Source organism: Eionea flava (assembly GCF_055393785.1).
In genome coordinates this window covers 1,702,458-1,715,090 of the sequence record NZ_AP036018.1, presented here as the reverse complement: position 1 = coordinate 1,715,090, position 12,633 = coordinate 1,702,458, and the positions used below count along the sequence as shown (strand labels likewise).

The following is a 12,633-nucleotide window of genomic DNA, read 5'->3' as shown; positions in this document are numbered from 1 at the left end:
GATATAATTATGAAACATTCTTTTCTAAAAGGCTTGTCTGTTGGCATAGTGTCTATGTCAGTTGCTTTAGCCGTATCTGCAGACAGCTTTACATACCCAACGCTTGAAGATGAGCGTTCAGGTGGTCTTACATTCACCCCGATGATTGGTAACTTAAACCTTGATGATGGCCGAGATGTTGATTCAGACACCATAGTGGGCTTTGGTATAGGCTATCGTTTCGTTGATCCTTATATGGTTGAATTTGTGTATGCCAGTGGTGACGCTGAAACAAAAGCGGGCGCCGATATTGGTGATTTACGTCAGTATCGTTTAGAAATGCTTTACGATATTGGCGATGTGGGTAATTTTAGTCCTTATATTGCTCTAGGTGCCGCAAGTACTGAATTTGGTAATAATGCGACAGTCGTTGATGACGAAGGCGCGATTAGTGCCGGTTTTGGTGCGCGATATCACTTCACGGATCGTATTGCGTTGCGTGGCGATGCACGTTATTTACGTGGTGTTGGTGATACTAAAGGGGCTGATGCTTATCTTGGTTTAGCCTTACAAATTTTCTTAGGTAATACCAGTAAACCTGAGCCTGAGCCTATTAAAACAGTCGCATTTGTTGAGCCTGAGTTGCCTTCTTTTGCTGATCGTTGTCGTAGTGCCGGTGGTGTTGTTAATGCCGATCGCTGTGTTAAAAATTCAGTGTCGACGGATAAGGTCACTTTAAATGTTGAGTTCGCATCGAATTCAGATACAGTGCAAGCGACTTATATACCTGAAATTGGACGTTTGGCTGATTTCATGAAGCAATACCCTAGCGCAACAGCCGTTATTGGCGGGCATACAGATTCAATCGGTTCTGCTGAATATAATCAATCATTATCGCAACGTCGTGTTAATGAAGTCGTACGTTTATTAAGTGCTAATTATGGCATTGAAGGCAGCCGTTTATCCGCTATTGGTTATGGTGAGTCTCAGCCTATTGCCAGCAATGATACAGCGGAAGGTCGTGCAGACAATCGTCGTGTAGAGGCATCAATCACAGTAGAAGTCGAAGAAACACTACAGGTTGATGTGAAGTAGTAAAGTTTTTTGGTATATCGTTAAGGGCCAAGTGTTGATAGCGCTTGGCTCCACTTTTTAAAAACAATAATGGAGAACACAATGAATATTGAAGAAATTATGCCGGTAGTGAGCGAATATGCCGTGGTCTATGGTATTAAATTTGTAATGGCAATTGTCGTATACCTTGTCGGTAAATGGATTGCAAAAATGCTAGCAGGGCTTGTCGCTAAGGGTTTAGATAAAAAAGGCGTTGACTCAACATTGTCGCAATTTGTTAATAATATTGTTTATTACATTTTATTAATCGTAGTTATTATTGCGGCATTAGGTCAGTTGGGTATCCAAACAGCATCGTTTGTCGCTATTGTGGGTGCTGCCGGTTTAGCTGTAGGTTTGGCTTTACAGGGCTCGTTGGCTAATTTTGCTGCGGGTGTATTGTTGATTCTTTTCCGTCCTATTCGTGTGGGTGATTTTGTTGAAGTGGCCGGTGTATCGGGTAGCGTGTCTAATATTTCAATTTTTTGCACCACATTACTGACCGGTGATAACAAAACAGTCATCATTGCTAATGCTGATGTGTCTGGTGGTAATATTACTAATTACTCAATAGAAGCGACACGTCGAGTGGATCTTGTGGTTGGTGTTGCATACGATTCCAATATTGAACAAGTTAAGAATGAACTTAAAGCATTAGCTGCCGCTGACGAGCGTATTTTGAAAGATAAAGACGTGACGATTGCAGTGGCAGAACTTGCAGATTCTTCGATCAATTTAGTTTTCCGTCCTTGGGTAAACGCTGCCGATTATTGGGGTGTAAAATTTGATTTGAACGAAAAAATTAACGCACGCTTCCAAGAAGTGGGTATTGGTATTCCTTATCCAACTATGGATGTGAATGTTACAAAAGCATAGGTGTTGTTTACTGTTGCCCAAATGGGTGTATGACAGCCATGGCAATATACAATCCGATCAATAGTAACAAGGGTATCGGTCGCTTAATAATAGCTATTGATACCATAAATAGAATCTATAGGCTTTTGCTCAGCAAAGCCTTATTATTCGATGTCCATTTTGGGCGTAAGCCCGTTCATTTTTTATATGTATGACTACTCATACATCATTATATTTTAGGAGATAAACATGGCTGTTCTTGTTGGCAAACCTGCACCAGACTTTACCGCACCTGCAGTATTAGGATCAGGTGAAATTAACGAAGGCTTCAATTTTGCCGAAGCGACTAAAGGTAAAAAAGCGGTCGTTTTTTTCTACCCGCTAGATTTCACTTTTGTTTGCCCTTCAGAGCTATTGGCATTTGATAACCGCATGGCTGAATTTGAGAAGCGCGATGTTGAAGTAATCGGCGTTTCTATCGATAGTCATTGGACGCACAATGCATGGCGCAACACACCGGTGAATGAGGGTGGTATTGGCGAAGTAAAATATACCCTAGTTGCTGATATGAAACATGAGATCTGTCAGGCTTATGATGTTGAGTCAGAGGGTGGAGTGGCTTATCGTGGTTCTTTCTTAATTGACGAAGACGGTCAAGTACGTCATCAAGTTGTGAATGACTTGCCGTTAGGTCGTAATGTTGATGAAATGTTGCGTATGATTGACGCCTTAGCATTCCACCAGCAGCATGGTGAAGTGTGCCCCGCAGGCTGGAAAGAAGGTGATCAAGGTATGACAGCGAATCCTGACGGTGTTGCTTCTTACCTTAGTGATAATGCAGATACGCTATAAGCTGTGTCTGTCCGCGTGCCACTGGTTGGCACGCTAACCATAAAAAAAGCCGCTATCTAGCGGCTTTTTTTATGGTTTATTGTAAACGTATATTAACGTTCTAGGTGCTCTAGCTTACCTTCTACACCGTCCCACTCTTCAGCATCAGCCGGTGCATCTTTCATTTCTGTAATATTTGGCCACACTTCTGCAAGTTCAGCATTAAGTTCCAGAAAGACTTCTTGACCCTCAGGCAGTTCATCTTCCGAGAAGATAGCGTCAGCAGGACATTCTGGCTCGCAAAGCGCGCAGTCAATGCATTCGTCAGGATGTATGACTAGAAAATTAGGACCCTCATAAAAACAATCGACCGGACAAACTTCAACACAGTCGGTGTGTTTACATTTAATACAGTTTTCCCCAACAACAAATGTCATGGTGGTAGAGCTCCTAACGTTCTGTTAAAAAAATGATGTAAGACAAATATGCGCGGTATTCTATCGCTTTTTGCTATGTAGTGAAATCTTTTCTCGTCAATTGTTTAGAACCAATCTGTTCGTCGTTATAGCTAGATCAGTTACCCTCTAGGTTTAAAAAGTAGTGACTACCGCATTGTGTTTTTTAAATCGAATAGAATATTAAGCGCTTCCCTTGGTGAAAGATCATCAGGGTTAATCGATGAGAGCATATCAATCGCAGGGTGTGGTGTTTGCGCAAAAAAATCATCTTGTAACGGTGTCGAGCTTTCGGCTGTTTGCGATGGTGTGTTTTGCTGCTCTACCGTGCTGCCGTCATTAACCGATAAATGTAATTGGCTATCAGCGGCAATACTGTGTGGGTGCTGGCCACTTTCTAAAAGAGCGAGTTGTTGCTTGGCTTGTGCCACAACAATGTGAGGAATTCCAGCCAGTTTAGCGACTTGTAAACCATAACTTTGATTAGCAGCGCCTTCTTCGATGCGGTGTAAGAAAACAATGTTGTCGTTGTGCTCGGTCGCAGATAGATGAATGTTAGCCACTCCGTCGACAGACTCCGGTAAGCTCGTAATTTCAAAGTAATGGGTGGCAAATAAGCACAATGCTTGAATGCTGTTTGCAAGATGGTGCGCACAAGCCCAAGCCAGCGATAAGCCATCAAATGTACTCGTGCCTCGACCAATTTCATCCATTAATACCAGACTGTTTTGTGTGGCATTTTGTAAGATATTTGCGGTTTCTGTCATCTCTACCATAAAGGTGGAGCGTCCACCGGCAAGATCATCCGATGAACCTATACGTGTAAATATTCGGTCAACAATACTAATGGAGGCGCTTTTCGCAGGCACATAACTGCCTATGTGAGCCAGCAATGTAATTAGGGCGGTTTGTCGCATATACGTCGATTTACCCCCCATATTAGGGCCGGTAATAATTAGCATGCGCCGTTGCTGATGTAGGCTGACATCATTGGGCACAAAGGGCGCGGTGCCCGCGAGCACTTCTTCTACTACCGGGTGCCGGCCTTGCTCTATATTAATGGTGTTGGTTTCTGCTGTGGTTAGTGTGGGGCAAGTAAATTGTAGGCGGTCTGCACGTTCTGCGAGTGTGGTCAGTACATCAAGCTCAGCCACGCCAGCGGCCGATGTTTGTAGGGCAAATAGATGCTCATTGAGCGTTTCAATAATAGCATCATATAGTGCTTTTTCTCGGCTAAGAGCACGGCTTTTAGCGGAGAGTGCTTTGTCTTCAAAGGTTTTTAATTCTGGCGTAATAAAGCGTTCTGCATTTTTAAGCGTTTGACGGCGAATATATTCGGCAGGGGCTTTCTCAGATTGTGCGCGGCTAATTTCAATATAATAACCATGCACACGGTTATAGCCTACTTTAAGCGTCGATATACCCGTACGTTCTTTTTCTTGGTTTTCCAAGTCAATTAAAAATTGCCCCGCATGACTACTAATATTGCGTAACTCATCGAGTTCATCGTCATAGCCTTCAGCAATCACACCGCCATCACGAATAACGACAGGTGGATTTTCAATAATGGCTTTATCTAATAAGGCCACAATCGTTGGAAAGGTGCTGATTGACTGGCTAAGTTGTGCGAGCAAAGAACTTCCGTTGTCTGCTGTAAGTGTCGATAACTGTTCTTGGAGGTGAGGGTAAGTGGCCAAGGATATACAGAGGCGAGATAGGTCTCTTGGTCGGGCAGAGCGTAAAGCGACACGACCCAAAATACGTTCTAAATCACCAATTGCTTGCAGGGTGTCGTGCATGGGTTCAAAACGGTAATGACTGAGTAACTGTCCAATAGCATGTTGCCGTTGAATGAGTGTGTCTTGTTGGGTGAGTGGACGGTTAATCCAGCGCGATAGCTGTCGGCTACCCATGGTAGTTGCGCAGGTGTTTAAAATGGAAAAGAGCGTGTTATCTTCACCACCCGATAGGTTTGTACATAATTCTAGATTGCGTCGTGTTGATGCATCCATCAATACGGCGTCATGTCGGTTTTCTCGTTGTAATCGGCAGATATGAGGTAAAGCGGTTCGCTGAGTTTCTTGTACATAGGCCATCACACAACCCGCAGCACCTTTGGCGGTTGGCAGTTCCTCACAACCAAAGGCGATCAAGTCTCGGGTGCCAAACTGCTCACATAGCAATCGCTGTGCAGTATCAATGTCAAACTCCCACGGTGCGCGATAACGAACGCCTCGGTTTTGTGAGCCAATGCTCGTATTTTCTAGCGATTGGTTTAATAGTAGTTCGGCAGGGTTTAAGCGTTGAAGCTCTGCCACTAGCGCTTCTTCTGACTCTACTTCTAAAACGTAAAAGCGACCACTGCCCACATCCAATGAAGCAATACCGTAGGTATTTTCCGAACCATTGTTTTCGATATTAATCGCGACCAATAAATTGTCGTGTTTGGCGTTGAGTAGCGCTTCGTCAGTTACTGTGCCTGGAGTAACAATACGCATGACTTTGCGCTCAACAGGCCCTTTACTCGTGGCAGGGTCACCCACTTGTTCGCAAATAGCGACCGACTCACCTGCTTGCACTAGCTTCGCTAAATAACCATCGGCCGCGTGGTAGGGGATACCCGCCATAGGAATAGGCTCTCCGCCTGACTTCCCTCGTGCGGTTAGGGTGATATCTAAAATTTGTGATACGCGTTTTGCGTCATCAAAAAATAGCTCATAAAAATCACCCATTCGGTAGAACACCACTTCGTGAGGATGCTCTGCCTTAATCGTTAGATATTGTTGCATCATGGGGGTGTGTTGTTGGGTACTAGTGCTCATAAATGTGTTACTTATATTGCCTGAGAATGTTTTTTAATTAATGTGAAATTGAGATAAAGCGATGCCTCTATCGCCATTTTGCCCAAGGGTCGTCATTGTCGGTATTTTCTTTGTTCATTGTCTTGTTGTGGTGTGATTTTTGAGTGTGTGGTTTCGTGGTATTTCGGCCGTAGTCAGCCGCTTTTTTTGCCCGTTTTTCTTGTAAACGAGCGGCGTCTTCTAGATTGAGTTCGGCGGGTTCACCCGGAATTTGCCCTTCAGGTATGACGCGGTCTCTAGGGGCTAGCTCGAACTGCTCATTTGATGCTTTGGGAAGGCTTTTATATTGGTAAAGATAAAAGCCTTCTACCTTCTCTCTTGCCCAATCGGTTTTTTTCAGAAATTTAATACTCGATTCGATACTGGGGTTAGTCTTAAAACAGTTAATTTTAAGATAGGCATAAAGGATCTCGAAGCCGTAATGATCAACGAGCTCTACCAGTAAGTTTTTTAAACTAAGCCCATGTAATGGGTTGCTTTTGTAATTGATGTCGCTGTTGTCAGTCATACCGGCCTTTGAGTGATAGGTTGTTACCTTAGCAAGCAATTATAACGCTATATGGGTTCAGTGCAGTAGGTGTTTTCTAACCATTAGTTTACACTCGTGAAATGAATGTAGATGAGTAAACCTATCGTGCGAATTTTCCTTAATAGCTTAGAATCAACTCAACCGCCTAAAAACCTTTTACAGCAATTTTTAGGTGTCTTTTCCTACAGTCGCCGTGCGATGGTTTTGGTTTGGCAAACATCACCGCATCTAACCTATTTATTGGCGGGGCTTACTGTTGTCGCGGGTCTGCTGCCTGCCTCGATTGCTTATTTTGGTAAATTGATTGTGGATCAGGTCATCCTTAGCAGTAGCTATTATCAAGTATCACAGCAGTTTGCGGGTGAACAAACCACATTATTACTTTGGCTGCTGCTAGTCGAAGCCTTATTGGTTATAGGGTTGGTGGGTGTACAGCGGGCGATCTCTGCCGTGCAATCTTTGCTGCGCGCTTTACTAGGGCATCGCGTTAATGTGATGATTTTGGAAAAAGCGCAAACGCTTAGTTTGTCTCAGTTCGAAGATTCTGAATTTTACGATAAGTTAGTGCGCGCACGTCGAGAGGCGTCGACCCGTCCTTTGTCGCTGGTGAATAAAACCTTTGGCCTTTTACAAAACGCTATTGCGTTATCCGGTTTTTCGGTGCTGTTGTGGCAGTTTTCTCCTTGGGTCATTGTGATGCTGGTCTTAGCGGCACTGCCGGGATTTCTAGCTGAGGCCAAGTTTTCAGGTCAAGCCTTTCGTTTATTTCGTTGGCGTTCGCCTGAATCACGTAAGCAAAATTATTTAGAGACGTTACTCGCCAGAGAAGACTCTGTTAAAGAGGTTAAGCTGTTTGGTTTAGGTGGTTTATTCTTAAATCGCTATAAGACTATTTTTGATGGTCTTTATCACGAAGACCGTTCGTTAACATTGCGTCGTGATGGTTGGGGTTTTGTGATGAGCATTATCGCCAGTATTACATTTTATGCGGCTTATCTTTGGGTGATTGTTGAAACGGTTATGGGCGTGATTACACTTGGTGCCATGACAATGTATTTGGTGGTATTTAAACAAGGCCAGAGTGCGATTACTGCGAGTTTACAATCGATAAGTGGAATGTATGAAGATAATTTATATGTTTCTAATCTTTATGAATACCTAGAGCAACCGGGTGAGGAATTTATTGGTGGTAAAACGCAGGGGTGCCAGCCCGATGATGGTATTCGTTTTGAGAATGTGAGTTTTTCTTATAACGGAGCATCGCAGTTGGCGCTAGCGTCTGTATCGTTTCATTTACCAGCAGGACATAGCTTGGCGATAGTGGGTGAAAATGGTTCGGGCAAAACAACGCTTATTAAATTAATGAGCCGTTTATATCAGCCCAGTTCGGGGCGTATTTTGTTAGACGGCACTGATTTGAACGAATGGGATAGTGAGGCCTTACGCGCACATATTGGTGTTATTTTTCAAGATTTCTTACGTTATCAATTTACTGTAGGAGAGAACTTAGGCGTAGGCCAGTTAAGTGCATTTGATGATGAAGCTTGCTGGCAGCAAGCCGCTAACAAGGGGGGAGCTGAAGACTTTGTCGAACGATTACCCGATGGTTACCATACGCAACTCGGTCGTTGGTTTAAAGATGGACAAGAATTGTCGGGTGGTCAATGGCAAAAGCTAGCTTTATCGCGGGCGTTTATGCGACAAGAAGCCGATATTCTTATCTTAGATGAACCGACGGCAGCGATGGATGCTCAGGCTGAAGCTGATATTTTTAATCGGTTTAAAGAAGCTGCACTGGGGAAAACAGTGGTGTTAATTTCACACCGCTTTTCGACCGTACGTATGGCAGATGAAATTTTAGTCATTGATAAGGGCGTTGTTGTAGAACGAGGTAATCATCAGCAATTATTGAATGAAAAAGGCGTTTATGCACGCTTATTTAATTTACAGGCTAAGGCATATCAGTGATGGGTGGTTTGAATGTATACCCATGAGATATCATGTGGTCATTTTTACTGCTTAGGCGCCTAAAAAACGTAAGAATAAAAATAGGCCTAAACCGATGCTAATTGTGAGTAATAAATTTTTCCATTGCCAAGCAACACCTGCCGCCACAATTGCGCTAATTAAATAAGGGTTGTATAGACTCAGCCATAATTCGCCGTTAGGTTTTAAGACGATGGGTATAAACAATGCTGTTAATACTGCAACCGGTACATAGCGTAGCGCGAGGGTAAACCACGTGGGGAAAACAATTTTTTGTGCAAAGCCAAACAGTATCCAGCGCACAGAGTAGGTCGCAATGACCATGCCGATGATGAGCAGTAAGTCACGGTGCATTAGTATTACCCTTGGTCGATATAGGTATGGTTTTATATTTAATGACCGACCAACCATAGCCTACGGCTACGCCTGCTGAGGCGGCAAATAATAATCCTAAATGATAAGGCCAGTTAGCGCAGGTAATACTTAGTGTGCCTGCGGTTATTGCGGCTAGCCAAAAAGGTTGTGAGCGTAATAATGGAAATACAATACCAATAAATGTGACAACCATAGCGAATTCTAAGCCCCAGTTATCTATATTTGGAATTTTTGTGCCGAGCCAAATGCCGATGGCTGTCCAAGCAATCCAGTTAAGGTACATAGACAGCCAAGAGCCTAAATAAAACCAATGAAAATGTGAATGAGAAAATTGGCTGCCAAAACGGCTGACTGCGGCAGCATAAGTTTCATCGGTGATCCCAAAAGCAAGTAGCGATCGCCATGGTAATGATAAATGGGCAACGGCCTCTTTTAAGGCGGCGGCGTATAATAAATGGCGTAGGTTAACGACAAATGTGGTGAGACAAATAACAATAATGGGAGCGCCTGCGGCAAGTAAACCAATGGCAATAAATTGCGATGCGCCAGCATAGACAAAAATAGACATGGCGAGAGCGGTGAGCCATTGAATACCGCTGGGTTCTGCGAGTGCGCCAAATATTAAACCAAAGGGTGAAGCGGATACGAGCAATGGCAGTGTATGGCGAATGCCGCTCATAAAAAAGGAATATTTCACGTTAGATCATCTTGTTATGGCTGGTGTTAATACCTATTCACCATACGTAAAACTATCCAGTAATCAAGTGCTATTTAGCGTTTATATTTCTCTTAGTGTGTCTCATCTATTATTGAGGGTTTAAACAGTAGCCGCGAGAAACATTGGGCAATTGCAGAAATTGATGGTTTTGCTTTTTGCCCGGTGACACGTTTACGCGATAAGCCGAATGAACGCTGTTTTATTTACATATTCTCGCAGTTTAGATTTTGTTTATCGATGGTGAATTGTGCAACACCTTCGGCGAGCTGGCTTGCCATACTCGCCATTTCATTGGCTGATAATAAACTGGCTTGTGCTTGCTCTACAATAATATGAGAGCTTGAATTAATGGTCGTGATGTTTCGGCTCATTTCCTCCGTGACAAAACTCTGCTCTTCGGTGGCAGTTGCAATCTGAGTATTCATATCTTTAATGACCTTAACAGTATCAGCAATGGTGTGTAATGTTTCGCGAGCGATGCCGGCTTTTTCTACGCTACATTGTGCTTGTTTATGGCCTTTCCCCATCACATCAACAGCATCAGTTGCCCCGGTTTTTAAGCGATCCAACATGGTTCGTATTTCGCCGGTAGATTCTTGGGTACGTGCAGCCAGTGTACGTACCTCGTCGGCCACTACCGCAAACCCTCGGCCTTGTTCGCCTGCACGCGCCGCTTCAATGGCCGCATTAAGTGCGAGTAGGTTAGTTTGATCCGCAATGCCGCTGATGGCGACTAATATGGTGTCAACAGCGTTGGTTTCTTCACTTAATTGGTTGATCGTTTCTGCCGCGTTTTCGATGGCGCCGGCTAAAGAATTAATGCTGTCGACGGTTTCAACGACGACATCATGCCCTGAGCAAGTAGCCGTGTCAGCTTCTTCAGCCGACTCTGCGGCTTCGGTTGTATTTTGTGCGACTTCTTTAACGGTTGCGCTCATTTCATTCATGGCAGTGGCAATTATTTCGGTTTCTTGCTGCTGATTTTCTACAGCATGCTGTGATTCGTTAATCAGTTTTTGGAGCTTTTCTGAATGCACATATAGACTATCGCTAGAGCAACTAATTTTATTCACTAATAATGTGAGCTTGTTACGTGTGTTGTTGAGTGCCGTTGCTAGATGGTTAAAATCTATAATTTTTCCATGCGCGATGGTCGGTACAATCAAATTGCCTTCCCCCATTTCTTGCGCATTACGTATCATAATTTTTAATTGTGCGGCAATGGTATGGCTTAAATACAAGGCGATGGCTATGCCTATAATAATTGAGATCACCGACATCAAAATACTGACGACTTCTAAGCGTACCTCTTCGGCATATAGGGCCTTTTTATCTACTTCGCTAAGGCGATGTTGTGAGGTGGCGAGTTCGTTTAACAAAGTTTTAATTTTTCCGGCAGCAGGTGCAGCTTTGGTTGCTAGGTAATAGTTGGCTTTATTCCAGTCGTCTTGGCTACGCAGGGTGAACATCTTTTCAGGTAATGGGGTAAATGCAGATCGTGCATCGACATAGTTTTTCCAAGCGATATTTTGTGCACCGCCAAATAGGTTCGCTTGTTGATTCAGTTGCTGGAAACGTGTTTCGTTCACTTTCCATCTGTTGCTGAATTCGTCTTTGAAGGTCGCATCGCCGGATAGTAAGTAAGCGCGAATACTGGCTAAACCTAAGGCAAAAGAACCTCGGCTATCGGCCATAAGTTTTAGTGCTTTTTTACGTTCAGGGGTTGCGGATAAATTTTCTTCAATGTCTATCATGGCAGAAATAGCCGCGACTACTTTTGCTGCTTGTGGTGCGGCATCGGTGAGTAACACATTGATCGCTTGAATATTTTCGGGTGTGTGAGAAATATCCTCAACCTCTTGCTGAGCCTGACGAAAAGTTTCGATGAGTTCTTTCATTTCATCTAATCGCGCTTGGTCTTCGGTATTGTTCCATTGAGTAGAAAGCCGCTCGTAATCGACCAGCATGCGGTCTATTTTTTCCCAGCCTGCGGCTCGCTCAGTTTTAAATTTATCGGCTCCCGCAGGGCTTCCTCCTAAAATCATATAGCCGCGCAAACCAGCAAGAGAAAGGTCGATGCCATCTAGTAATTTTTCGCCTGTTAATACGGTGGGTACACGTACGTCGAGTAATCGTTCTTCAATTGAATGGATGTTTCTCGTCTCGTAGTTCACATATATAGATGTCGCTAAAAATAATGTTAATACGATACCGAAACCAGCGAGCAGTGCTTGACGAAGTGATAAAGACATACGGCCTCACATAATACAAAGATGGATGAATGGCATCTAATGAAACGGCTAGCGAGCAGCTTTAATAACACCTGATTGAAGTGTAGAAGAGAGATGGTGTGTTGGCTAAAAAAGGTTCAGTTTTTTTATTATGGAGGTGATGTTTTTTTATGCGTTTGAGGAATGGTGCCGCTTATATTGGCATTTCGGTGGTTTGTTTAATGGTTTCCATGACAAAGCTGCAGCTCACGTCTGAAAAGTCAGCTTTTATCAGCTTTTTATAGAGTTTGTCGTAGTCTGGCATATCTTTTACGACAGCTTTAATGAGGTAGTCTAAATCCCCGCTCATTCGATAGACCTCTAATACAGCCGGTATGGATTCGGTAACGCGTTGTAAGGCCTGAATCCATTCTTCGTTATGTTGGTTGGTGCATACTGATATGTAAGCGGTGAGTGGTAGGTTGATTTTGTTTTGATCAAGCAAGGCAACGCGCTGGAGTATTACGCCATCACTTTCTAGTTTTTGCAGTCGTCGCCAGCAGGCGGATTTTGAGATGTTAACTTTTTCTGCAATATCGCCCACCGAGAGGGTGGCATCTTTTTGTACCAGGCTAAGAATTGCCTTGTCTTGATTGTCCATTATGTTCCTCAGATACTGAAATATCTTGTTTTTTTTGTGTCATATTTTTTCATTTTTTTG

11 protein-coding genes are annotated in these 12,633 nt (G+C 43.5%); 4 read left to right on the top strand and 7 right to left on the bottom strand.

What is annotated here, in order from left to right:
• The first annotated feature begins 9 nt into the window (after positions 1–9).
• The 3 genes from ACZ5O6_RS07475 to ACZ5O6_RS07465 all read left to right on the top strand — a co-directional run bounded on the left by ACZ5O6_RS07475 (position 10) and on the right by ACZ5O6_RS07465 (position 2,799).
• Positions 10–1,074 (top strand): OmpA family protein, encoded by a 1,065-nt coding sequence (locus tag ACZ5O6_RS07475; protein ID WP_447092344.1) that lies wholly within the window; start codon positions 10–12, stop codon positions 1,072–1,074.
• An 81-nt stretch (positions 1,075–1,155) separates the two neighbouring features.
• Positions 1,156–1,968 (top strand): mechanosensitive ion channel family protein, encoded by an 813-nt coding sequence (locus ACZ5O6_RS07470; protein ID WP_447092345.1) that lies wholly within the window; start codon positions 1,156–1,158, stop codon positions 1,966–1,968.
• Between the two features lie 228 nt (positions 1,969–2,196).
• Positions 2,197–2,799 (top strand): peroxiredoxin, encoded by a 603-nt coding sequence (locus tag ACZ5O6_RS07465; RefSeq protein WP_447092346.1) that lies wholly within the window; start codon positions 2,197–2,199, stop codon positions 2,797–2,799.
• A gap of 92 nt (positions 2,800–2,891) precedes the next feature.
• Here ACZ5O6_RS07465 and fdxA read toward each other — a convergent pair whose 3' ends face one another.
• The 3 genes from fdxA to ACZ5O6_RS07450 form a co-directional block, all read right to left on the bottom strand.
• Positions 2,892–3,215 carry a ferredoxin FdxA gene (gene fdxA / locus ACZ5O6_RS07460; protein ID WP_447092347.1) on the bottom strand — a complete coding sequence of 108 codons (324 nt, stop codon included), beginning with the start codon at positions 3,213–3,215 and terminating at the stop codon, positions 2,892–2,894.
• 167 nt (positions 3,216–3,382) lie between these two features.
• A complete protein-coding gene (gene mutS, locus ACZ5O6_RS07455; RefSeq protein ID WP_447092348.1) occupies positions 3,383–6,055 on the bottom strand; it encodes a DNA mismatch repair protein MutS in 2,673 nt (890 codons plus the stop codon).
• A gap of 67 nt (positions 6,056–6,122) precedes the next feature.
• Entirely contained in the window at positions 6,123–6,602 is a 480-nt protein-coding gene (locus tag ACZ5O6_RS07450) for a VF530 family protein (RefSeq protein ID WP_447092349.1), read from the bottom strand.
• 111 nt (positions 6,603–6,713) lie between these two features.
• Here ACZ5O6_RS07450 and ACZ5O6_RS07445 point away from each other — a divergent pair, with 111 nt between their 5' ends.
• On the top strand, positions 6,714–8,591 hold the full coding sequence (locus ACZ5O6_RS07445; protein WP_447092350.1) for an ABC transporter ATP-binding protein: 1,878 nt from the start codon (positions 6,714–6,716) through the stop codon (positions 8,589–8,591).
• A 51-nt stretch (positions 8,592–8,642) separates the two neighbouring features.
• Here the strand turns inward: ACZ5O6_RS07445 and ACZ5O6_RS07440 are convergent, their stop codons facing one another.
• From ACZ5O6_RS07440 to ACZ5O6_RS07425, 4 genes are all read right to left on the bottom strand, one after another.
• A complete protein-coding gene (locus ACZ5O6_RS07440) occupies positions 8,643–8,963 on the bottom strand; it encodes an AzlD domain-containing protein (protein ID WP_447092351.1) in 321 nt (106 codons plus the stop codon).
• The gene (locus tag ACZ5O6_RS07435) at positions 8,953–9,681 is read right to left on the bottom strand and encodes an AzlC family ABC transporter permease (RefSeq protein WP_447092352.1); all 729 of its coding nucleotides are present in this window, start codon (positions 9,679–9,681) and stop codon (positions 8,953–8,955) included. Before ACZ5O6_RS07435 ends, ACZ5O6_RS07440 begins: the two co-directional genes overlap by 11 nt.
• 224 nt (positions 9,682–9,905) lie before the next feature.
• A complete protein-coding gene (locus tag ACZ5O6_RS07430; protein WP_447092353.1) occupies positions 9,906–11,954 on the bottom strand; it encodes a HAMP domain-containing methyl-accepting chemotaxis protein in 2,049 nt (682 codons plus the stop codon).
• 172 nt (positions 11,955–12,126) lie between these two features.
• A complete protein-coding gene (locus ACZ5O6_RS07425) occupies positions 12,127–12,573 on the bottom strand; it encodes an Lrp/AsnC family transcriptional regulator (RefSeq protein WP_447092354.1) in 447 nt (148 codons plus the stop codon).
• Positions 12,574–12,633 lie beyond the last annotated feature (60 nt).